Source organism: Amycolatopsis decaplanina DSM 44594 (genome assembly GCF_000342005.1).
In the GTDB taxonomy this organism is placed as follows: domain Bacteria; phylum Actinomycetota; class Actinomycetes; order Mycobacteriales; family Pseudonocardiaceae; genus Amycolatopsis; species Amycolatopsis decaplanina.
Map to the genome: position 1 here is coordinate 13495 of NZ_AOHO01000081.1, position 22350 is coordinate 35844.

Annotated in this window: 24 protein-coding genes; 15 read left to right on the top strand and 9 right to left on the bottom strand. The window is 68.6% G+C overall.

Annotated elements, in window-relative coordinates; all coding sequences use genetic code 11:
- Positions 1–45 precede the first annotated feature (45 nt).
- Positions 46–549, bottom strand: coding sequence for an Lrp/AsnC family transcriptional regulator (locus H074_RS37125; RefSeq protein ID WP_007035247.1), 504 nt, complete (start codon positions 547–549; stop codon positions 46–48).
- 93 nt (positions 550–642) lie between these two features.
- Between H074_RS37125 and H074_RS37130 the strand changes: the two genes are divergently transcribed.
- From H074_RS37130 to pspAB, 7 genes are all read left to right on the top strand, one after another.
- Positions 643–1827 (top strand): MFS transporter, encoded by a 1185-nt coding sequence (locus tag H074_RS37130; protein WP_007035248.1) that lies wholly within the window; start codon positions 643–645, stop codon positions 1825–1827.
- Between the two features lie 138 nt (positions 1828–1965).
- Entirely contained in the window at positions 1966–2154 is a 189-nt protein-coding gene (locus H074_RS37135) for a hypothetical protein (RefSeq protein WP_007035249.1), read from the top strand.
- 45 nt (positions 2155–2199) lie between these two features.
- The gene (locus H074_RS37140) at positions 2200–3342 is read left to right on the top strand and encodes a type III PLP-dependent enzyme (RefSeq protein ID WP_007035250.1); all 1143 of its coding nucleotides are present in this window, start codon (positions 2200–2202) and stop codon (positions 3340–3342) included.
- Positions 3332–3703: an adenosylmethionine decarboxylase gene (gene speD / locus H074_RS37145; RefSeq protein ID WP_007035251.1), complete on the top strand. Its 372-nt coding sequence runs from the start codon at positions 3332–3334 to the stop codon at positions 3701–3703. The genes H074_RS37140 and speD overlap by 11 nt, the downstream gene beginning before the upstream one ends.
- Positions 3703–4563 carry a spermidine synthase gene (locus tag H074_RS37150; protein ID WP_007035252.1) on the top strand — a complete coding sequence of 287 codons (861 nt, stop codon included), beginning with the start codon at positions 3703–3705 and terminating at the stop codon, positions 4561–4563. The genes speD and H074_RS37150 overlap by 1 nt, the downstream gene beginning before the upstream one ends.
- Positions 4564–4794: 231 nt before the next feature.
- Complete coding sequence (locus H074_RS37155; RefSeq protein WP_235096977.1) at positions 4795–5400, top strand: GAF and ANTAR domain-containing protein; 606 nt, start codon at positions 4795–4797, stop codon at positions 5398–5400.
- A 125-nt stretch (positions 5401–5525) separates the two neighbouring features.
- The gene (gene pspAB, locus H074_RS40055) at positions 5526–5696 is read left to right on the top strand and encodes a PspA-associated protein PspAB (protein ID WP_007035254.1); all 171 of its coding nucleotides are present in this window, start codon (positions 5526–5528) and stop codon (positions 5694–5696) included.
- A 15-nt stretch (positions 5697–5711) separates the two neighbouring features.
- On the opposite strand, the gene H074_RS37165 is transcribed toward pspAB, so the two are convergent.
- Entirely contained in the window at positions 5712–5978 is a 267-nt protein-coding gene (locus tag H074_RS37165) for a hypothetical protein (RefSeq protein WP_007035255.1), read from the bottom strand.
- 443 nt (positions 5979–6421) lie between these two features.
- Here H074_RS37165 and H074_RS37170 point away from each other — a divergent pair, with 443 nt between their 5' ends.
- Genes H074_RS37170 through H074_RS37180 form a run of 3 tightly spaced genes read left to right on the top strand, consistent with a single transcriptional unit; the run spans position 6422 to position 10975 of the window.
- Entirely contained in the window at positions 6422–7102 is a 681-nt protein-coding gene (locus tag H074_RS37170) for a response regulator (RefSeq protein WP_007035256.1), read from the top strand.
- Between the two features lie 32 nt (positions 7103–7134).
- On the top strand, positions 7135–8214 hold the full coding sequence (locus tag H074_RS37175) for a PAS domain-containing sensor histidine kinase (protein ID WP_051072090.1): 1080 nt from the start codon (positions 7135–7137) through the stop codon (positions 8212–8214).
- 49 nt (positions 8215–8263) lie between these two features.
- Entirely contained in the window at positions 8264–10975 is a 2712-nt protein-coding gene (locus tag H074_RS37180) for a response regulator (RefSeq protein WP_007035258.1), read from the top strand.
- A gap of 8 nt (positions 10976–10983) precedes the next feature.
- On the opposite strand, the gene H074_RS37185 is transcribed toward H074_RS37180, so the two are convergent.
- Together H074_RS37185 and H074_RS37190 are read right to left on the bottom strand one after the other, a co-directional pair.
- Positions 10984–11358 (bottom strand): response regulator, encoded by a 375-nt coding sequence (locus tag H074_RS37185; protein ID WP_039924460.1) that lies wholly within the window; start codon positions 11356–11358, stop codon positions 10984–10986.
- Positions 11359–11459: 101 nt separating this feature from the next.
- Positions 11460–11765: an ANTAR domain-containing protein gene (locus tag H074_RS37190; protein WP_007035260.1), complete on the bottom strand. Its 306-nt coding sequence runs from the start codon at positions 11763–11765 to the stop codon at positions 11460–11462.
- A gap of 191 nt (positions 11766–11956) precedes the next feature.
- Here H074_RS37190 and H074_RS37195 point away from each other — a divergent pair, with 191 nt between their 5' ends.
- Positions 11957–12589, top strand: coding sequence for a response regulator (locus H074_RS37195; RefSeq protein ID WP_039924463.1), 633 nt, complete (start codon positions 11957–11959; stop codon positions 12587–12589).
- A 350-nt stretch (positions 12590–12939) separates the two neighbouring features.
- Here H074_RS37195 and H074_RS37200 read toward each other — a convergent pair whose 3' ends face one another.
- Positions 12940–13965, bottom strand: coding sequence for an Acg family FMN-binding oxidoreductase (locus tag H074_RS37200; protein ID WP_063705501.1), 1026 nt, complete (start codon positions 13963–13965; stop codon positions 12940–12942).
- A gap of 132 nt (positions 13966–14097) precedes the next feature.
- Here H074_RS37200 and H074_RS37205 point away from each other — a divergent pair, with 132 nt between their 5' ends.
- A complete protein-coding gene (locus H074_RS37205; protein WP_007035263.1) occupies positions 14098–15840 on the top strand; it encodes a GAF domain-containing sensor histidine kinase in 1743 nt (580 codons plus the stop codon).
- 7 nt (positions 15841–15847) lie between these two features.
- Here H074_RS37205 and H074_RS37210 read toward each other — a convergent pair whose 3' ends face one another.
- Complete coding sequence (locus tag H074_RS37210; RefSeq protein WP_007035264.1) at positions 15848–16123, bottom strand: dsRBD fold-containing protein; 276 nt, start codon at positions 16121–16123, stop codon at positions 15848–15850.
- A 354-nt stretch (positions 16124–16477) separates the two neighbouring features.
- On the opposite strand from H074_RS37210, the gene H074_RS41910 reads away from it, so the two are divergent.
- On the top strand, positions 16478–16846 hold the full coding sequence (locus H074_RS41910) for a DUF6528 family protein (RefSeq protein WP_235096979.1): 369 nt from the start codon (positions 16478–16480) through the stop codon (positions 16844–16846).
- Positions 16843–17103, top strand: coding sequence for a hypothetical protein (locus tag H074_RS41915; protein ID WP_007035266.1), 261 nt, complete (start codon positions 16843–16845; stop codon positions 17101–17103). The genes H074_RS41910 and H074_RS41915 overlap by 4 nt, the downstream gene beginning before the upstream one ends.
- Before the next feature lie 210 nt (positions 17104–17313).
- Here H074_RS41915 and H074_RS40575 read toward each other — a convergent pair whose 3' ends face one another.
- Both H074_RS40575 and H074_RS37220 read right to left on the bottom strand, forming a co-directional pair.
- Positions 17314–17454 carry a hypothetical protein gene (locus H074_RS40575; protein WP_235096980.1) on the bottom strand — a complete coding sequence of 47 codons (141 nt, stop codon included), beginning with the start codon at positions 17452–17454 and terminating at the stop codon, positions 17314–17316.
- A 147-nt stretch (positions 17455–17601) separates the two neighbouring features.
- Positions 17602–18417, bottom strand: coding sequence for a helix-turn-helix transcriptional regulator (locus H074_RS37220; protein WP_007035267.1), 816 nt, complete (start codon positions 18415–18417; stop codon positions 17602–17604).
- Positions 18418–18525: 108 nt separating this feature from the next.
- Between H074_RS37220 and H074_RS37225 the strand changes: the two genes are divergently transcribed.
- Positions 18526–20175: an AMP-binding protein gene (locus H074_RS37225; RefSeq protein ID WP_039924469.1), complete on the top strand. Its 1650-nt coding sequence runs from the start codon at positions 18526–18528 to the stop codon at positions 20173–20175.
- Here H074_RS37225 and H074_RS37230 read toward each other — a convergent pair.
- Positions 20132–22201 (bottom strand): AMP-binding protein, encoded by a 2070-nt coding sequence (locus tag H074_RS37230; protein WP_007035269.1) that lies wholly within the window; start codon positions 22199–22201, stop codon positions 20132–20134. The genes H074_RS37225 and H074_RS37230 overlap by 44 nt on opposite strands.
- Between the last annotated feature and the right edge of the window lie 149 nt (positions 22202–22350).

Consider the following 22350-nt stretch of genomic DNA (forward strand, 5'->3'; position numbering starts at 1 on the left):
GTTCCTCGCGCTCGCGGCGACGACGGCCGGGAGGGGCCTCGGTGATCAGACACTCCAGCCCTCGCTCCTGGTCGCCTTCAGGTAGTCCTCGACCGGTGGGCCGACCGGCCTGCCCTCGTACTGGGTCGACAGCACCACCGACGACCTGATCTCGCCGTGTTCGCCCAGCCGCTCGAAGAGGCCTTCGAGATGTTCGAGCGACACGACCCGCACCTTCAGCATGGTGCAGCGGTCGCCGCTGAGCCGGTGCAGTTCGACCACCTCGGGGTAGTCGTCCGACTTGCTGGTGCGCAGCAGGCAGCTGCCGAGTGAGCAGCGCATTTCGACGAACGCCTGCAGACCGTACCCGGCGCGGCGCGCGTCGACCTGGGCGCGATACCCGGTGATGACGCCCGCCTCCTCCAGCCTCCGGACCCGTTCGGCGACCGCCGGGGCGGAGAGGTTCACACGGCGGCCCAATTCCTTGAACGAGAGCCGGCCGTCGCTCTGGAGCGTTTCGAGGAGCCGCCAGTCGAGGTCGTCCAGCGCCCTTTCCGATCGTAAGGTCATCGCGCCCGGATTCCTTCCATGATGGGCCTCGCACCCCCGCGAAGCCTTCGTCAGCCTATTCGCCGCGGCACCCGGAATCCCTAGTTTTGAATCATGAAACCGATGTTCGCGCTCTTCATGGGCGTCGCCTGTCTCAGTACCGCGGTCGTCGGCCTGTCCACCACGGCGGCGTTGATCGTGGTCGAGCACGCCGGTGCCACGTGGAGCGGACTCCCGAGCGCCGTGCTGGTACTCGGTTCCGCCGTGGGTTCGCTGTCGTCGGGAGTACTGGCCGCTCGCCACGGCAGGCGGTTCGTGCTGGTGCTGATGTACGGCACCGCGGTGGCGGGCGCGCTGATCTCCTTCGCCGGTGCGCTCGGCGGGTCCGTGCTCGCGCTGGTGGCCGGGATGCCCTTGATCGGCTTCGGCAACAGCGGGGCGCAACTCTCCCGGTACACGGCCGCCGACCTCTCGCCCGAGCACCGCAAGGGTTTCGCACTGTCCACGATGGTCTGGGCGGGGACCGTCGGCGCGGTCGCGGGACCCGCGCTGATCGCGCCCGCCGCGGCGAGGGCGGAAGCCGCCGAACTACCCGCCCTGTCCGGTCCGATCGCGGCCGGGGCGATCGTCGTGGCCATCGCCGTGGTCGCCGTCGCCACCCTGCCGCGAGGACTCGCCGCACCGGCGGAGCGGGTGTCGAGGCGGGAGCGGATGCCCATGCGGAACCCGGTGATCCTCGGGCCGCTCGTGGCGATGGTCGGCGCGCAGCTGGCCATGGTGGCGGTGATGACGATGACCCCCGTCCAGCTGCACCAGCACGGTCAGGGGCTCGACGTCGTCGGCTGGGTGCTGAGCGCCCATCTGGCCGGGATGTTCGCGCTGGCGCCGCTGTCCGGCTGGATCGCCGACCGCTGGGGTGGCCGAGCTGCCATCTTCGGCGGGATCGGCACGCTCACCGTCGCGGCGGTCACCGCGATCGGCGCCCCCGATTCGCATCACGTGGGAATCCCGGTCGCGATGTTCTTGCTGGGTTACGGCTGGAATCTGGTGTTCGTCGGCGGCAGCAGCATGCTCAGCCGCGATCTCCCGCCCGCTCAGCGGACGAGCGCGCAGGGCACGGTCGACGCGTTCGTCTGGGGGACCTCGGCCGCGGCGAGCCTGCTCGCAGGGCAGCTGTTCGGCCTGGGCGGATACGTTCTGGTCGCCGTCGCGGGCGGGCTGTGCGCCCTCGTCCCGCTCGCGGTGATCGGCCGCCGGGCGGTCGTGCGGGAACCCGGTGAAAAAGCCGTGCTCCGCTGATCTGCGCAACGCGGGCCCGGCCGTCATACTGCTTCACTCCGACGTGAACGAACCCGTGATGACGCAGATCACGTGGGTGACCGATTCGGAGGGTCCTAGGGTGAAAGCAGACAAGATGCGGGAGATCGGGGGTGCACGATGAGCGAGTTCGCGGTGAATCTGCGGGACCGGGTGCGGCAGGCCAGGGAGGACGTCCAGATCGCCAAGCAGGCCTCGGACGAGGACCGGGCCTCGGCCGTCGGCGCCGATCTGGCCAACCTGGAGCGGCTGGCCGCCGAGCACGGGGTGGAACTGCCGGAGCAGACCTCGGGCGACGCCCGGGCGTGACCCCGGGTTCCCTGCCGGTGATCGCCCTTTGACACCCTGGGGCGTGTGACCGAAAGCCTGAACCGGATCCGCGCGTTCCTGGCGGACCGCGAGCCGCCGACACCGTGCCTGGTCGTGGACACCGACCTGGTCGCGGAGCGTGCGGCCGCGGTCTCGAAGGTGTTCCCGGACGCGCTGATCCGCTACGCGGTCAAGGCGAATCCCGCTCCCGCGGTACTCGACGCGGTGTCGTCGACCGGCGCGGGATTCGACGTGGCGGGCACGGCCGAGATCGAGCTGTGCCTGTCCCGGGACGCGACGGCGGCGGAACTGGCCTACGGCAACACGATCAAGAAACCGGCGGACATCGCCTTCGCCTACGGGCGCGGAGTCCGTGAGTTCACCACGGACTCCGCCGGTGATCTGGCGAATCTTGCCGAGCACGCGCCCGGTTCGCTGGTCTCGGTCCGCCTGCTGACCGGTGGCCCGGACTCGGTCACGCCGTTCGGTCACAAGTTCGGCTGCGAACCGGCGGTGGCCGCCACGCTGCTCCGCCAGGCCGTGGAAACCGGGCTGCGGCCGGGAATCGCCTTCCACGTCGGTTCACAGCAGCCGGATCCGGCCGCCTGGGAGATCGGGATCGCGACCGCGGCCAAGGTCGCCGCCGAAGCCGGCGTCGCCCTGGAGCGGCTCAACATCGGCGGCGGGTTCGCCACCGAGCACCGGGAACCCGTGCCGTCGCTGACGGACTACGCGACAGCCATCCACGCCGCCCGCCGAGAGCATCTGCCGGAACCGGAGTTGCTGCTGGAGCCGGGCCGGGTGATCGTCGCCGACGCCGGGCTGATCAGGACCGAGGTCGTCCTGGTGACCACTCGCGTCGCCGCCGACGAACGCCGCTGGGTCTATCTCGACGTCGGCAGATACAACGGAATGGCGGAGTGCGAGAACGAAGCTGTCGCGTATCGGCTGGAGGCCGTCGGCGTCAAGGGTCCGGAAGGGCCGGTGGTCCTCGCGGGGCCGACCTGCGATGGTGACGACGTGTTGTACCAGAGGACGCCGTGCGCGCTGCCGAGGTCGTTGAAGGCGGGCGACCGGCTCGACATCCCGGGCACCGGGGCGTACACCGCCAGCTACTCGTCCGTCGCCTTCAACGGAATCGAGCCGTTGCGCACCTATTGTGTGGGGAGGTTCGCCGATGCCGGGTGAAGGACCACTCGTCGGCCGGTTCGCCGGCCGCCACGTACTCGCGGAGTTCGAGGGGATCGAGCCGTCGCTGCTCGACGACGCCGTACTCCTCAAGAAGACCCTCGCCGACGCGGTGACCGAGGCAGGGGCGACGGTCTGCGAAGTCGTGTCGCATTCCTTCGCCCCGCAAGGGGTCACCGTGCTCGCGCTGTTGGCCGAATCGCACGCGTCGGTGCACACCTATCCGGAGATCGGCTCGGTGTTCGTGGACGTGTTCACCTGCGGGGACCGGGCGGATCCGGAGCGCGCGGTCGCGCTGCTGGCGAAGATGCTGGGCGCCGGCACCGTCCGGATGTCCACTGTGGAACGAGGAGAGAATTGATGGCGCAGCGAGTGATCGTCGAGCCGATGGGCGCGGGGCTCACCCGGAACTGGGATGTCGAGGAGGTCCTGTTCGAGGGCCGTACGGCGTTCCAGGATGTCCTCATCGGACGGACCGCGCAGGGTATCTCCCTGTTCTGCGACGACGAACGGCAGAGCACCGAACTGAGTCAGCTCGTCTACCACGAGGCGCTGATGGTCCCGACGCTGCTGCTCGCCGAACGCGTCGAGTGGGTGCTGATCATCGGCTCCAGCGAAGGGGTCGCCTCCGAGCTCGCGGTCGCGGCGGGGGCCGAGGTGGTCGATCACGTCGACATCGACGCCGAAGCGGTGCGGGCCTGCGCCGAGCACCTTCCCTACGGCTACACCCTCGACGATCTGGCCCGTGCCGAGCGCGGGGAGGGGAAGGTCCGTGTCCACTACCGCGACGGCTGGGAGTTCCTCGCCGAGGCTCAGGAGCGCGGTGACTCCTACGACGTGGTCGTGATCGACCTGCCGGACGAGAACGGCGATCCGGAGGCGCAGCACAACCGGCTGTACGGTGCCGATTTCCTGGCCCGGTGCACGGCACTGCTCACCGACGGGGGAGTGGTCGGCTGCCAGGCGGGTTGCCCGACGCTGTGGCGCAATCAGACGCTGATCGCGTCGTGGCGCCGGTTCGCCGAGTCGTTCGGGACCGTTCTCTACTACGGTTCGGACGAGCATGAGTGGGCCTTCGTGACCGGCAGGGTCGACGCGCTCGACGATCCCGGCGCACTCGTCGCGGAGAGGATCGGCAAGGCGGGAATCGGGGAGTCCACTATGGACGAGGGCGCGCTGAGGGCGAACACGGTGCCGCCGTTTTCACTTCGGAGTAACTGATAACCTCGCGATCGTTATCTTGCCGAGATCAAAGGTCGTCGCTGTGCGTGACGCCTTTTGTCAGGATCCTCCATCTGGTCGTTGCCGGTTCTCACGGTGCGGGCCAGAATCGCTCGGGTGAATAGCTGGGGCGCGGAGATTGCCGCGGGATCGGACCGGGAACCCGCGGTGTGTGCCGCGTTCGCGAGTTTGACCGCGAGTGTCACGGAAGATCTGGGGCCGGATCGGGTCGTGGACACCTTGTCCAGCGAATGCGCACGGCTGTTGCCGATCGATTCCACGGAAGTCTTCCTGCCGGGGCTGGAACTCGAACGCTATCCCGCGGTGGCGGAGGAAGGGCCCGCGCTCGAGTCGTTCGAAACCGGGAACGACATCGCCGTCCACGACCTTTCCGCCGAGGTTTCGCGCTGGCCGGGTTACGTCGCCAGGATCACGGGGAAGGGTTATGCCGCGGTTTCCGCGCTTCCGTTGCGTGCGATGGATGAAACCTTCGGTTCGATCGCCTTTCTCAGCGCCGAAACCGCGGTTCTGAGTGTCGAAGACCGCCGGCTGGGCCGGGCGCTCGCCGACGTCGCGACGCTGTGTCTCCTGCAGCAACGGGAATTGCGCCACTATCGGACGCTTTCGGAGCAGTTGCAGACGGCCCTCGACAGCCGGGTCGTCATCGAGCAGGCGAAGGGCGTGCTCGCCGAGCGCGCCGGAATCGACGTCGGCACCGCCTTCCACCGCTTGCGTTCCTTCGCCCGCAGTTCGAACAGGAAGCTGTCGGAGGTCGCACGCGGCGTCGTCGAAGGCACACTGGACACCCGGAAACTTCTTCGGCGGCGAAACCGGTGACAACTGTCGAAAAATGACACGCACTAGCTGGTCGGGCTTCACGCAGGAGAAAGGTGCGGTGAAGTCATGGCGCTGTCGGGAAGCCTGCTTGGGAAGAGCCGGTCGGTTTCGCCGAGTTGCGGGACATGCGTCATCCGAGGCTGACCATGGTCTACCTCCGGGAGCACGGCACCTTCTACCCGTACGCGCCTCGCGGGGCCCGCTGCCGGGACAGGCCGATGGAACTGAAGACCCGCTCGTCGCTGACCCGGATCGTGCCGATGGAGTCCGGCATCGGCCGGGGGCACCCGGTGTGACGGGCGCCTGTCCGGTCAGCCGGGCACGCCGCTGAGCCAGCCGCGCAGCCGCTGGACACGCCGGTCTCGCGGGTTCCATCGCGGGAAGCGCCGCCGCGACCGCGTGGCGAGGGCCGCGCCGTCGAGATGCCGGATGGCGATCAGGACGTCGTCGAGCAGGGAGGCGTGCGTCTCGGATTTCACCTCGCCCCCCGGCGGCCGCCCGAGTTCGGCGACCGGTGCCCGGCGGACGACGGCGTTCGTGCCGGGACGGCGGCGGGTCTCGCAGATTCTCGTGGTCACGTCCCGGTCTCTCTTCTTCCCGCACTCACGGTCCGGTAGTCGTCACCTTGGACGATGAGGTACCGGGGGCCGTGCCGGTCAGCGCCGAAGGTTGTGCCACGGAGGGCACAAAGACCTCACTCGGTCGCCGGGCGCGGATACGGCGGGTCACGGGTTCGCGTCGAAACCACAGGCAGGCCGGAGGGGGTGGGACAATGCGCCGGACCACCGGCTCAGGCACCGACGGCCACGTCGCGAAAGCCATCTTCCGTTGGGAAAGGGACTTCATGCCCTGTGCCGGCGCCGCGCCGGAGGGCAGGCTGTCGGCGGACGTCCGCCGGTTCCGGCGGCGGCCTCGGGTGCACGGCCCAGGGGTTGCTGAGCCGCGCGCAGTGTCCGGTCGCGATTCCCGGGAATCTGCCGGGCAATGGTCCCGGCGAGACCACGATCGACGGAGAAGGTGCATGCAGAACCCGACCTCCCCGCAGGCTCTGCCCCCGGCCGCGGCCCCGATCCGGGTGCTGCTGGTCGAGGACCACAAGATGGTGGCCGAAGCGCTGGGCGCGGCCTTCGAGGAATTCCCGGAGATCCACCTGGTGGCGTCGGTGCAGTCACTGGCGCACGGGATGATCGCGGCGGAGGAGCATCTGCCCGACATCGTCCTGCTCGATCGGCGGCTGCCGGACGGTGACGGGATCGAGGCGATCCCCGCAATCCGCGCGATCTCGCCGCTGAGCAGGGTGCTGGTGCTGACCGGCGACGCGAACAGCGCCATCGCCGCCAGGATCCTCGAGGTCGGCGGCGCCGGGCTGCTGCTGAAATCCGGTCTCCTCGACGAGCTGATCACGGCGATCCGGACCATCGCGGCAGGTGACGTGGTCTTCGACCCGGAACTGCTCAGCGGCGCGCTGGCGATGCTGGCCGGCGGTTCCGGCGGACTCGGACCGGTGCTGACCCTGCGGGAGCGGCAGGTGCTCGGGCTGATCGCCGAAGGCGTGGGAACCGATCGGATCGCCGAAGAGCTGCGGCTCGCGCGGAATACCGTGCGGAATCACGTGCAGCGGATCTTGGTGAAGACCGGGACCCATTCGAAACTCGAAGCCGTGGCGCACGCGCGCAAGAATGGCCTCCTCGAACGGCCGTAGCGGGGAGACGTATCCAAGTGCCAAGCTGCACTATGGCCAAGCTGCCATCGGAACAGGCACCTGATCACCGCAGCGCTGTGCTCTTCGAGTTGTTCATGCACAGCGTCGTCGACTACGCCATTTACCTGCTGGACGTCGATGGAAGGGTGATCACCTGGAACCATGGGGCGGAACGGATCAAGGGGTATTCCGAGGACGAGATCCTCGGCCGTCATTTTTCCGTTTTCTACACCGAGAAAGACGTCGCCGAGGGCAAACCCGCCTCGGAACTGCTGATCGCCGCGGAGATCGGGAGCCACGAGGACGAAGGCTGGCGCGTCCGCCGCGGCGGTGAACGGTTCTGGGCCAGCACCGTGATCACCGCTTTGCGGGACGAACGGGGCTGCCTCATCGGTTTCGGCAAGGTGACCCGTGACCTCACCGAACGCCGGAAAACGCTGGAGGAAAGCACCGAACGGCGACAGGCGTTCGCGCATCTGGTCCGTGCGCAAGAAACCGAACGCCGTCGTATCGCGTGGGATGTTCACGACGATTCCATTCAGTCGATGATCGCGGTGAGCATGCGGTTGCAGATGCTCGCCGCACAACGGCGCGATCCCGCTTTGATGCGACTCGACGAAGCGATTCAAGGGGCGGTCCGGCGATTGCGGATCCTTGTCGCCCAATTGCGCCCGCCCGCGCTGAACGACCACGACCTGGCCGCTTCCGTCCGCGACTACCTCGACGAGGTCGTCGCCGGTTGGGGGCTGGAATGCACGCTGCGGCACGATCTCGCCACCGAGCCGCCGCCTGACCTCGTCGTGACCGCTTTCCGGATCCTTCAGGAGGCGTTGGTGAACGTCCGGAAGCACGCGAACGCCACCGCCGTCGTGGTCTCGCTGACGGAGCAGGACGGCGGTCTGCTGGCGGAGGTCACCGACGACGGTGACGGGATGAAGCTGGAGGTCGAGAGCACGCACGAGGCGTTGTCGGGCGAGCACATCGGGGTGGCGTCGATGCGCGAACGTGCTGAGGCGGCGCAAGGCTGGTTCCGGATCTCCAGCAGGCCCGGCGAAGGTACGTCGGTGGCCTTCTGGATTCCGCTGGGCCCTCCCGTGCCCGCGCGGAGATGACGGTCGCCCCCCGGACCCTCGGGGCAGTCGGAACGAAGGAGGCAGCCCGATGCCGGAACCGGGAAGCAAGCGTGGATCGAGAGAAGCGGTCCGGGTGGGCGGGGCGATCGGCGAGCAAGGTCTGCGGCGGCTGCTGGAGGGGCTGAAAGCCGTTCGCGACGGCGATTTCAGCACCCGGCTGCCCCAGGCGGAGGACGCCCTGATGGACGAGATGGCGGTCGTCTTCAACGGGATGGTCGATCGGCTGGCGCTGTTCACCTCCGAGGTCACCCGGGTCGCGCGCGAGGTGGGAACCGACGGGAAGCTCGGCGGCCAGGCGGCGGTGCCCTCGGCCTCGGGGACCTGGAAGGACCTCACCGATTCGGTGAACGCGATGGTCCAGTCGCTGCGCGAGACCACGCTGGCGAACGAGGAGCAGGGTTGGCTCACCACCAACCTGGCGAGGATCTCGGGCCTGATGCAGGGCCACCGGGACCTGCGGGTGATGGCCACGCTCATCATGAACGAGCTGACCCCGCTGGTCGGTGCCCAGCACGGGACGTTGTTCCTCACCGAGTCCGGTGAGGATGGCACCCGGCTGCGGTTGGTCACCAGCTACGGGCACAGCGAGGACCCGGACGCGCCCTCGGAATTCGCGATGGGGCAGTCACTGATCGGGCAGGCCGCGCAGACCAGGAGACCGATCGTGGTCGACCGGACGCCGCCGGGCTTCGTGAAGATCTCGTCGAGCCTCGGTTCAGCCCCGCCGGTCAGCCTGATCGTGTTGCCGATCGTCTTCGAGGACCAGGTGCTCGGCGTCATCGAACTGGCATCGTTCGGCGAATTCACCGCCGTCCGCAGGGACTTCCTCGAACGGCTGATGGAGACCATCGGGGTCAACCTCAACACGATCATCGCCGGCGCGCGGACCGACTCCCTGCTGGGGGAATCCCAGCGGCTCGCCGAGGAGCTACAGGCTCGCTCGGAGGAACTCCAAGCACAGCAGGCGAAACTGCAGGTGTCGAACGCGGAACTGGAGGAGAAGGCCGAACTGCTCGCGCGGCAGAACCGCGACATCGAGGTGAAGAACTTCGAGCTGGAGCAGGCACGCCAGGAGATCGAGGAACGCGCGCAGCAGCTCGCGCTGGCCTCGAAGTACAAGTCGGAGTTCCTGGCCAACATGTCGCACGAACTCCGGACCCCGTTGACCAGCCTGCTGATCCTCGCCGGAGTCCTCTCGCAGAACTCGACCCGTAATCTGACGCCCAAACAGGTCGAGTTCGCCAAGGTGATCCAGTCCGCGGGCACCGATCTGCTGCAGCTGATCAACGACATTCTCGACCTGTCGAAGGTCGAGGCCGGCAAGATGGACATCCACCACGAGCCGTTCCCGTTGCGCCAGCTGCTCGACTACGTCGGCACGACCTTCCATCCGCTGACCGCGGAGAAGGGGCTCGACTTCCAAATCACCGTCGAACCCAACGTGCCGGACCTGCTGTTCACCGACGAGCAACGACTGCGGCAGGTGCTGCGGAACCTGCTGACGAACGCGGTCAAGTTCACCGAAGACGGCAGCGTCGAGCTGCGGGTCAAACTGGTCGACACCATCGTTTCGCCTTCAGGAGGGCTCCCGTACGAATCCCTGGTGGCTTTCAGCGTCATGGACACCGGGATCGGGATCGCCGAGGAGAACCTCGATTCGATCTTCGACGCCTTCCAGCAGGCCGACGGCACCACCAGCCGCAAGTACGGCGGCACCGGGCTCGGCCTGTCGATCAGCCGCGAGGTCGCCTACCTGCTCGGCGGCGAGATCCGGGCGGACAGCGTGCTGGGGACGGGCAGCACGTTCACCCTCTACCTGCCGGTGGCCAGGTTCACCGCACCCGAGAGCCTCGACGAGTCCACCGTGGACCCCGTAGCGGCGGAGCGGCGGGTGCTGGTGGTGGAAAGCGAGCAGAACAGCCTGCTGACCCTGCTCGCCCACGGGGTCGCGGCCGACATCGCGGACAGTCACGGCTCGGTCCAGGTCCGGGCGGTGGCCGATCCTTCGGACGCGTTCGAGGAATTGAAACGCGATAGCTACCGCTGCGTCGTGCTCGACACCAGCATCCCCGGGACGAGTGTCTTGACGTTCCTCAAAAGGCTCGCCGAGGGGCCGGATCACGTAGGGATCCCGGTGCTGGGGTACGCGACCCGCAAGCTCAGCGCCGCGCAGGACAGGTTGCTGCAAGCGCACGCGCGGGTGCATCCGGTCCAACTGCTGCCGTCGCTGGACATGCTGCGGGAGCGCATCATGTTGCACATCTCGGCGAGTGAGCTCGAAAGTATCTTGCCGCCGCCGCGTCAGCTCGAGGTGACCCCCGATGAGACGGCTCGGGTCACCGAGCCGCCCGCCGGCCCCCCACGGCTGCAGGGGCGCAAGGTCCTGCTCGTCGACGACGACGCCCGCAACGTGTTCGCGATTTCGAGGATGCTCGAACCGCACGGACTGTCGGTCGTGCACGCGCCCAACGGCCGCAAGGGCATCGAGGAACTGCTGTCCGACGACGGCATCGACCTGATCCTGATGGACGTGATGATGCCGGAGATGGACGGCCACGCGACGACGGCTGCGATCCGCGAGATGCCGAAGTTCGCCGGTCTGCCCATCATCACGGTGACCGCGGAAGCGATGGAAGGGGAGTGTGAGAAGAGCCTTGCCGCCGGGGCGAGCGACTACGTCACCAAACCCGTGAACGCGGAGGAACTGCTGGCCTGTATGGAACGCTGGCTCGCGGATTGACGACCCGGCTACTCGGTCCCGTTGGCGCTGTTCGCGCAGACGCGGCGGATGGCCGCGAGGATCTCGGTGTTGGGGCTGCCCTTCACGAGGTACTCGGTGACGCCCGCGGACGCCATCTGCGCGATGGACCGGGTGTCGCTGTGCGCGGAGAACGCCATCAGCCGCGTATGGGGCACCCGCCGCCGGATCTCCCTGGCCATCCACGCGCCACCCCCGCCGGGGATCCGGACGTCCAGCAAGGCGACCTCCGGGGCCAGCAGTTCCGCGAGCGCGACCGCTTCACCGGCGTCCAGCGCGACGGCGACCACCTCGATGTCCGGCTCGGCCTCCAAGAGGGCGCGCAGGGCGTCACCGATGACCGGGTTGTCGTCCGCGACGAGCACCCGGAGTCTGCGGGGTGGCGTTCGGTTCATCGCCCGGTCCGTGCCCGCGCGGTCTGCGGCGCCGGTGGTGGTCGCGGGCCCTCCGCCGAGCATGACGTGACTCAGCAAGAGATCCGGCGATCGCCTTCGTTCGGCTGCTCGATGAGCGTCCTGGCGACGTCGTGGATCTTCATGTTGTTGTTGCGGCAGAACGCGCGTAGCAGTTCGAACGCCGCGTCGATGTCGATCTGGTAACGCTCGGCGAGGATTCCCTTCGCCTGCTCGATGGGAAGGCGGTGGTCGAGCGCGTACTGGAGTTGCTCGGCACGGGTCCGGTAGAAGCGGACGCGGTCGCGCATGGCCACGAGGTCGTCGGCCGGGTCGGGAGAGCCGGATGAAGGGGCCGGCGAAATCGTGGTCTCGGACATGAGGGTGATCGTCGCAGCGGCGGAACCGCTCCGGGAAGGAGAGAACGTCCTGACTCGAATGATGCAAATGGACCTGGCCCGGTCGGCGGCAGCCACTCGAACGGCCGCCGAACAGGGCCTTTTGGCCTGTCGCAGTGACCGGCCGTGCACCGTACGCTCTCATCCGAGGAGGGGGAACCGTGGAGGTCGGAATGCTCCGGGTGTTTCTGGTCGACGATCACGAGGTGGTCCGTCGAGGGGTCGCGGACATGCTCGAGGAGGACGCCGGCCTGTGCGTGGTCGGCCAGGCCGCCACCTTTTCCCAGGCGCTGGCGAGGATCCCGGCGTTGCGGCCGGACGTCGCGGTGCTCGACGTGCGGCTGCCGGACGGCAACGGCGTCGAACTCGCGCGGGAACTGAGATCCAAGATGCCCGAACTGAAATGCCTGATGCTCACGTCGTACACCGACGAGCAGGCGATGCTGGACGCGATCATGGCCGGTGCGTGCGGTTACGTCATCAAGGACATCCGGGGGATCGACCTGGTGGCCGCGGTCAAGGAGGTCGGCCTCGGCCGGTCGCTGCTGGACGCGCGGGCCGCCGCGACGCTGATGGCGAAGTTCCGAGACGACGCCGCGAAGAAGGGCCCGCTCGCCGGGCTTTCCGAGCAGGAGCGCACGCTACTGGAGCTGATCGGCGAGGGGCTGACCAACCGGCAGATCGCCGAGCGGATGTTCCTCGCCGAGAAGACCGTGAAGAATTACGTGTCCCGGCTGCTGACGAAACTCGGTATGCAGCGGCGTACCCAGGCTGCCGTGCTGGCCACGGAACTGCGCCGGCAGTGAGCCTTCCCCAGTACGAAAGGACCCCCTCACCGCGCTAAGCGCCAGGGTCCCGGCAAAGGCGCATAAACGCTGGCCGATGTCGCTCTTGGTGATTCGAGGTGGACCTCCGAACGGGGCAGATGACAGAGGGCTTGAACCGACGGTGTCCACAAAGGTCATCGGGGTCGTGAGTGATCAGGGTCGTTAGAACGACCCTGATCACTCACGACCCCTTCGCAAAATGCCCGAATCGGACACGGTCACCTCGAATGTGTCCCCTGTGGACAGTCGAGAAGGTGTCGGGCCACCGTGACGAGCCCCCTCCATCACCCAATTGACCAGCGGATAGACGACTTTGCCGTGCCACTGCGCTAGACGCAATGGAGGGGTCCTGCACGTACTCGCGGATCAGGCCCGCCTCGGGCGGAAACGAGCGTATCGAGCAGCACGTCCTCCAGCGGGCGGCGCGGCGTCCACGGCAGCGGCGAGCCGTAGCCGACGCGCAGCAACACCTGCGGCCACACCCCGCAGCCGAGAATCCGCCGGAGTTCGGCGCGTGCCTCGCGGACCATGATCGACGGCGAGATGAACGACGCGTCGAGTCCCGCGGCGGTGGCGGTGAGCAGCACGCGTTGCAGCGCCTGACCGGCCTGCAACCGGTCGATCCGTTCGTCGGTCAGCGACCCGATCACCACGACGAGCGGGGCTCGGCGCGTATCGCTGCCGGCTTCGCCGAATTCGTCCAGGAGCCAGCTTTCGTCGGCGGGGGAGCCTTCGGTCGCGTAGGAAGGCACCCCGTCGCGAGTGCTCGCGCCCAGTTCGGTCCAGCGGCCGAGTTCGGCGATGAACGCCGGGTCGGCGAGCTGCTCCCGGCGGGCGCGGGCGTCGAGGTCACGCAAGAGCCGGCACTGTTCGCCTTCGAGGCTCGGCATCCACGCGTGCTCGAGTTCGGTGGCGTGGCGGAGTGCGGCGAGCGTGGGTTTCGGGACGACACTGGACAGGAACGGCCGCCGGTTGGTCCGGCGCCGGGGAATCGCCCGGGCGAGCCGGGCGACCTTCGGATCCGGCGTGCGTTCGGCGAGCGGGCGGACGACGGCCAGCAGATCGGGATCGGCACGGCTCGGCATCAGGGTCGTCGCCGGATGGAAGCCCAGTGCGTGAATCGCCGTCCGGAGAGTGAACAGGGCGGCGCCGCAGGAGAGGACGAGGTGACGACCGTCCGGGTCCGTGACAGGTAGGATACGGTCGGAATCGGCGTGGAGTTCGATCCCGGTGCCGGTGCACCGGAAAAGCCACGGTTGGGTGTTGAGCGTCGACGGGGCCAGTGTGGCCGACCGGAGCACGGAATTCACCTGTTCGGAGTTCAAACGTCCGACCCTGGTGACTTGTATGGTCATGGTTACCCCCCGCCGCTGCGCCACGGGCAATACGGTTGTCTCGATGAGACGGTCCCCGCCCGCGGTGCGGGGCCGAAAGAGGAGAAAGTCACCACGGCCGCGAGTCGTCCCGATCTTCGGAGGCGCAGCAGGATGTCGGCTCATGACCGGCTGGGCGGAAGCGACGAACGGATCGCCGGCGCGCTTTCCCAGCTGCGGGTTCGTGAGGTGTTGCGGGACCTCCAGGACCGCATCGAGCGGCTCATCGGTACGCGCGACAAGATGGACGGCCTGCTCGAAGCGGTGCTCGCCATCGCGTCGGGGCTGGAGCTGGACACGACGCTGCGCCGGATCGTGCAGGCGGCGATCGATCTCGGCGAAGCCACGTATGGCGCCCTCGGGGTGATCGCGGACGACGGTTCGCTCGCCGAGTTCGTCTATCTCGGCATCGACGGCGAGACGAAAGAACAGATAGGGCATCTTCCGAGAGGTCACGGGCTGCTGGGTCTCGTCATCGACGAGGCGAAACCGGTGCGACTGGCCGACATCTCGCGGCATCCCGCGTCGGTCGGGTTCCCGCCGTGCCATCCGCCGATGCGCTCGTTCCTCGGGGTGCCGATCCGGGTGCGCGACGAGGTGTTCGGAAATCTCTACCTCACCGAAAAACGCGGGGAGAGTTTCACCGACGACGACGAGGTGGTCGTCCAGGCACTCGCCGCCGCGGCCGGTATCGCCATCGAGAACGCGCATCTCTACGAGCAGGCGCGGATCCGCCAGCAGTGGCAGGCCGCCACCAGTGAGGTGACCACGGAGCTGCTGGGCGGCACCGACCCGGTCGACGCGCTCAACCTGATCGCCGGCCGGGCGCTGGAACTGACCGGGTCCGACCTCACTTTGCTGGCACTGCCCGGTTCCGGCAGGCTCGACGTCAGCGCGGACGAGGAGGACGAGGCCGACGAACTCGCCGTCGCCGTCTGCGCGGGCGCGCGGGCGGCGGAACTGACCGGTGCGCGGATCAGCGTCGCCGCGTCGTTGCCGGGGGCGGTCTACCGTGACCGGACCCCGCGCAGCGTTCCGGAACTGGTACTCGGTCCAGAGGGGGAGATCGGCCTCGGCCCGACGCTCGTGGTGCCACTCCGGGCACGGGAACGCACGTCCGGAGTGCTGATGGCGGCGCGGAACCCGGGTGCGGTCCCGTTCGAGCTCGCCCAGCTGCCGGTGGTGGCCTCGTTCGCGGACCAGGCCGCGCTCGCGCTCCAGCTGGCCGCGCGGCAGCGCACGGCCAGGGAACTAGACGTGCTCGCCGACCGGGACCGGATCGCCAGGGATCTGCACGACCACGTGATCCAGCGGCTGTTCGCGGTCGGTCTCGCCATGCAGAGCACACACCGCCGGGCGAACTCACCGGAACTGCGGCGGCGGATCGGCGCCAGCATCGACCAGATGCACGAGATCGTGCACGAGATCCGCACGGCCATCTTCGATCTCCACGGCGGCGAGGCGGGCCAGCAGGGCGTACGGCTGCGGCACCGCCTCCACGACTCGATCACCGAACTCACCGACGACACCCCCATCCAGCCGACGGTCAGCCTGTCCGGACCGTTGGACTCGATTCCCCTCCCGTTCGCCGAACACGCCGAGGCGGTGGTGCGGGAGGCGGTCGGCAACGTGGTCCGGCACGCGCGGGCGAGCGGGGTTTCGGTGAGCGTCGCCGTGAAGGACGATGTCCTGCGGATCGTGGTCACCGACGACGGCACCGGGATCGGCGACGAGTCCGGCGGCTGGGGCGGACTGCGGAATCTGCGTGATCGCGCGGAGAAGGCGGGCGGGACGTTCCGGGCTGAGACGATGGAAGAGGGCGGAACCAGGGTCGACTGGTCCGCCCCCTTGCGCTGACCGGTGTTCAGTTCGCCGACTGCGCGGCGAAGATCCCGTCGACTTCGATCGAGCGGGCGACGTCGGAGGCGACGGTCTCCAGCAGTTCCGCGGTGAGATCCGAAAGCGCCCGCGTCACCGCGAGATAGGCACCGATCTGGGAGGTCGAACCGTTTCTCAGCCCGGCCTCCGCGATCCCGACACCGACGAACTCACCACCGTCCTCGAGACGGAGCAACGCCTCCGCCCGCACCCGGTACGACTCGTGCTGCAGCGACACGTCGATCGTCCATTTGTCCGTCATCGTCGGCTCCGTTCCGGTCCTCGAGACTCTCATCGCGACCGCTCGTGGCACAGGGTCCTAAGTCATCGCTGCCGGGGGGGAAATCGGGGCGAAGTTCCTCGGAAGTCGTGACCGGCGGCCGTTGCGGTCGCCGGATACCCCGGCCCAAGGTGGACCAATCACTTTCCTCGGAGCCCGTGATGAATATCCCGTTAGCGACCCATGCCGGCCAGGCGGTGGCGGCCGCCATGCCCGCGCCGACCGGTGCCCGCCGCGGTCCTGACCGCTTGCCGGCACCCACGTTTCCGATCGGCGCAGGCGTCCAAGCGGATCCTGGTCCTGCCCTCCGACCGGGCCTCCTGGCAGGACCGGAAGGTGAGCTGGGCGTGGGCACCGAGCGCCGCCAACGGGCTGGCGGACCTGGCGGACCTGGCGGCCGCGTGGAGCAACCCGAGCGACGCGAAGCTCGCCGAACGAGGTGGCGAGAAGTACCTGCTGACGTCGGCGTCGGGTGGATTCGCGGCCGTCGTGCCGTATCCGGCGGGCGACCGGGCGTACTGGGCGGCGAATGTCGGCGGACGCGCCAACCCGCACAGCATCGAACTGCTGCCGGACGGGAACGTCGCGGTGGCGGCCAGCACCGGTGGCTGGGTGCGGATCTACACCGCTTCACAGGGGCAGTGCCGGCCAAGGGCGGGCACGACCTCCAGCCGGTTCCGCACCGGTCGGATCTGCTGTGGGTGACCACGGAAGCGGGGGTCTACCAGTTCGCGAAGACGAGTGGCGGGTTCAGCCGGCGCTACGCGGGCGCGCGAGAAATCGACCGGCCGCATGTGAAGAGTGTGTCGACGAACCCTCGGACCGGGCAGATCCTGACGGCCTCGGTGCAGGACGGTCATCTGTGCACGTGGTGCACCGACACCGTCCGGCTGGCCTTTCCACGCGCCGAGCTGGCGCTGCACGGCGCGTGGATCTACAAGGCCCGCTGGTGGATCGGTTGAGCTGAACTTCCATGCCGGTACCGGCCGTTCGGGGGGCTGTCCGGCCGGTACCGACACACCAGAGAAGAGGGGCCCTTGCCGCGAGTATGACGCCTGGCGGCGCCTTTCACCTGACTGAGTGAATCAAGCCTTTCGGCGGGCGCCGGTGACCCATCCGGGGTATATGCCTCACCCGAGGAAGGTCGGCAGTTGGTCGATGACCGTCCGCGGCTACTCCTCGGCGACGTAGTGCAGCCGGACCCCGTTGACCTGGGCGTACTCGCTGCGGAAACCACCGGGCAGGAACCGGGCGAGTTCCGCGTCGCCGGGAGCGCCGGCCTGGGTCGCCTCGGCGATGCCACCCGAGGCCACCAGCGCGGCCGCGGCACCCGCGCCGATTCCAGGGACTCGTGAGTGGCTAGGACGGTTCTAACCGTCATTACCACTCACGAGTCCCGACCTGCTGCGGAGCAGCAGAAGGGCAACGGCCTGCTGAGCGACAGCCGTCGCCGTCCTGAGTCAGGGAAGCAGGCCGGCTCGACGGGCGTGCGTGACGGCCTGCAACCGGGAGTTCGCGTCGAGCTTCCGCATCGCCTCCCGCAGGTAGCTCTTGACCGTCTCCGCGGTCAGGCCCAGCCGGTGCGCGATCTCGGCGTTCGTCAGGCCGAGCGCGACGAGCGCGACGGTGTCCAGTTCCCTCGGTGCCAGGCGTACCAGCGGAGAAGCCGCAACGGTGAGGTTCTCGCACACCGCGTCGAGCCGGTCACGGAGAACGCTGTCGTCGATCTGGCCGGAGAGTGCCCGTAGCTCTCCGTAGACCTCGCGCAGCCGTTCGCGCGGCGCGGCGTCCTCGCGGTGCTCGGCCAGCGGCCCCGCCTCGGCCAGCCGCTTCTCGATCTCGTCCTCGACGGCCAAGGTCTGTTCGAGATCGCGCGCGGCGTGCAGGGCGGCGGTGATCGTCCGGTCGGAGAGGACGGCCTCGTCGCGCAGACCACCGTAGAGCACTGCGCGGACACGGCGGCGCACGACGACGGGGATCGCGAGCACCGAGTGGATGCCCTCGTCGCGGACCGGCTCGTCGTAGTCGTGACTGATCGTGGTGGCGCTGTGGTAGTCGTTGGCGACCACCGGCCGGGTCAACGCGAGTGCCTTGCCGCCGAGGCCGCAGCCCGCGCGGACGGACAGGCCGTTGAGAGCGGTGCCCCGGTTGCCGAGGAACGCGGTCAGCCGCATCCGTGGTGAGGCACCGGCGATCCCGGCGAAGCCGACGGGCAGGCCGGTGTCCCGGCGCAGGTCCGAGACCGCGCCGAGGAGCTGGGCGTCGTCGACCGGCATCGGCTCACCCTCCTCGGTGATCCCCCTCGATCGGGGGTGGTGGACGGATCGGGCCCGCCCGCACGATTTCCGGAACTGTACGCCTTCGCCAACGTCCCGGGAGAAACGATGACCGAAGCTCACGTCCGGCGGTTGCTCGAGGTCTACGACGACGAGCGGGCCGGTGCGGCGACGCTGTTGTGCGACCGGCATCGGGCGGAGGCGGTCGCGTTCACCGTGGTCGAAGCGGATCTGACCAGCCACGATCTCACCTACGGCGAACTGCGGGAGCGGTCGGAGCGGTTCGCCGGGGCGCTGCTCGGCCTCGGTGTCGGGCCCGGGGACCGGGTCGCGACCCTGATGGGCAAGTCGGCGGAACTGGTCGTGGCGCTGCTCGCGATCTGGCGGCTGGGCGCGGTGCACGTCCCGCTGTTCACCGCGTTCGCGCCGCCCGCCATCGCGCTGCGTATCACCGGGAACGGCACGAAGGTCGTCATCGCCGACGCCGGTCAGCGTTCGAAACTGGCGCCGTCCGAGGATCTGCCCGCCGACCCCTCGCGGCGGATCGTGGTCGTCGGCGACGGTGACCCGGGCGATCTGTCGTTCCGGGAGATGCTGGCGGACGCCGCGCCGTTGCCGGGAGCCGCGGTGACCGGTGGCTCCGGGGTCCTGGTCGAGCTGTTCACCTCCGGGACCACGGGAACGCCCAAAGCCGTCCCGATTCCCCTGCGCGCGCTCGCGGGTTTCCAGGCGTATCAAGACTTCGCGCTCGACGTCCGCGCCGACGACGTCTTCTGGAACGCCGCCGACCCCGGCTGGGCCTACGGTCTGTACTACGCGATCATGACGCCGATGGCGACCGGCAGGCGGAGCCTGTTGCTGCACGCGGGTTTCTCCGCCGAACTGACGTGGGCGGTGCTGGAGCGGTTCGGCGTCACCAACTTCGCCGCCGCGCCCACGGTGTACCGCGCGCTCCGGAACTCGGCCGCCCCGGTGCCGGAAGGCCTTCGTCTGCGGCACTGTTCGTCGGCGGGTGAACCGCTGACCCCGGACGTCCTGGAGTGGGCGTCGTCGAAGCTCGGCGTCGGCGTTTACGACCACTATGGACAGACGGAACTCGGCATGGTCGTGGGCAACGCATGGCATCCGGACCTCCGTTCGGAGGTCAAACCCGGCTCGATGGGACGCGTCCTGCCAGGCTTCGCCGTCGAGGTCCTCCGCGAAGACGCCGACGTGCCGGCCGGGCCTGGAGAACGCGGACGCGTCGCCGTGGACCTCCCGGCGAGTCCGTTGGTGTGGTTCCGGGGCTACCGCGACGCTCCCGAGCGCACCGCCGCGCGCTTCAGTCCCGACGGCCGTTGGTACTACACCGGCGACGTGGCCGCCAAGGACGAGTCCGGTTACCTGACCTTCGCCTCGCGGGACGACGACGTCATCCTGATGGCGGGTTACCGTATCGGCCCGTTCGACGTGGAAAGCGTTCTGCAGCAGCATTCCGCGGTGGCCGAATGTGCCGTCGTCGGTGTCCCGGACGCGCTGCGCGGCGAGGTGGTCGTGGCGTACGTGGTGACGCGGGACGGTGTCTCCGCCGACGCCGCGCTGGTGTCCGAGTTGCAGCAGTCGGTCAAGACGCGGTTCGCCGCTCACGCGTATCCGCGGGAGGTGTGCTTCGTGGCGGAGTTGCCCAAGACGCCCAGCGGGAAGATCCAGCGGTTTCTCTTGCGGGAGCGGCATGCTACTGATCGATCGGCCAGGTCTCGTCCTTCAGTAATCGCTTGAGCACTTTCCCGGTCGCGTTCCGGGGCAACTCCTCGACGAAGTACACGTCCCGCGGAACCGCGAACCGGGCCAGCCGATGATGGATGTAGGCGCGGACGTCGTCCGCGCTCATCCGGGCGCCGCGTTTCGGGACGATGTACGCCGCGAACCGTTGCCCGAACTCGCGATCCGGCACTCCGATCACGGCGGCTTCGTGGACGCCGGGCAGGGCGACGATGGCCTCCTCGACCGGGCGAGGGGACACGTTCTCCCCACCGGACACGATCATCTCGTCCGCCCGGCCGGTGACGAAGAGGCGTCCGGCGGCGTCCTGGTAGCCGACGTCGCCGGTCGCCATGAGGTTTTCCGCGCGGGGCACGCCGGCGCCGTCGGTGTAGCCCTCGAACAGCATGTCGTTGCCGACGAAGATCTGCCCCTCCCAGCCCGGCGGGACACGGTTGTGGTCGTCGTCGAGGATGGCGACGCGGGTGCCGGGCGGGCAGCGGCCGGCGGTGGTCGGCGCGGCGCGCAAGTCCTCGGGCGTGGCGATACTGGCCCACGAAACCTCTGTCGAGCCGTAGAAGTTGTAGAGCACGTCGCCGAAGGTGTCCATGAACTCGGTGACGATCGCCCCCGGCAGCGCGGATCCGCTGCTGGCGACGATCCGCAGCGAAGAGAGGTCGTAGCGGGTGCGGATCCGCTCGGGCAGGTCGAGGATGCGCTGCAACATGATGGGGACGGCGAACAGCACACCACAGCGATGTTCGGCGATGGTTCTCAGTATCTCTTCGGCGTCGAACCGGCGGATCAGCGACAACGAAGCGCGTACGGCCATGCCGATCTGCATCCCGGCGAGCCCCCAGCTGTGGAACAGCGGCGCGGCCACCACGAAGCGGTCGCCGGAGTGGAGCGGGATCCGGTCGAGCATGGCGGCCGATGTCGACAGTCCCTTAGGAGTCGGGCGTCGCGCGCCTTTCGGAGTTCCCGTCGTGCCCGATGTGAGGACGACGAGCCTGCCGATCCGGTCCACCGGTTTCAGTTTGGTGGCGGGAACCCCGGCGATCAGCTGATCGATCGTCGGGTAACCGTTCTCGGTTTCCGGCCAGGTGGACAGCCGCAGGAAATCGCCGGGGATGTCGGCGATGATCCGCGAGAACTCGTCGTCGGCGAGCACCGCGACCGGTTTGTGCAGGCCGATCACGTCCGCGACCGCGCCGGCGGAAAGCCCGGTGTTCAGCAGGATCGCGTCCGCGCCGAGTTTGCTGCACGCGATCAGCGACTCGACCATCGTGGCGTGGTTGCGGCACAGCAAGGCGATCCGGTCACGGGCATGCACTCCGCGTGCCGCCAGCGCGTTCGCGAGCTGATTGCTGCGATCGGCCGTCTGTTTGAACGTCCGGACGTTGCGTTCGTCGTACAGCGCGACGTCATCGGGCACGCGGGCGGCGTTGGCGGTGTAGCCGCCCGCGACGGTGGCCCCCCATTGCGACAGCGAGGTGAGCTGCCGGGCGATCTTGTCCGGTCGCGCGGCCGCGAGCACCCCGGCCTTGATCAGCGTGCTCGCCGTGTGCAGTGTGGTGGCCTTGGTGTGCGCCGGTTCCTCTTGGGGTGAGGCCGCCCGGCCCGAAAGGTGCAGGTCGATCCGCCGGGCCGCCGCGCGGACGGTGCGTTTGAAGGACGCGGCGGACACCAGAGGGGAGTGCGGCGCCGGAAGCATCAGCTGGGCGACGAGTTCCGTGCCGCCGCCGGGAGCTCGGCGCAGCTCGACCGAGACCCAGATGCTGTCGTCCTCGACGCCGCACCACATGACGTGCTCACCGGGCCGCCAGACACGTGCTTCGATGTCACCGGCGACGAGCGTGCCCGGCCGTGGTTCCAGCCGGACGAGGCATTTCGGTCCGCGCCCGCGTTCGGCGGGGCGCTGGAGCTCGCACCAGCTGATCTCCGCGACGAACCTCGAGTAGGACTCGGGATCGCCGATCACTTCCCAAACCTGGCCGGGGGAATGCCCGAGAATCGAGCTCGCCTGGACCACATCGTCTCGCATGCGATTCGCCTCACCACGCGCGTTCGGGTGTTGACCGGGCCGCTGCCGGCGCCTCCTCCGTCGTTCAAGTTCGGCGAACCTACCAGCAATCGGCGGAACGCAATACTCCGAACGACCGCGGGTTCGTGTCCGCTCAAAGGAACCACCAC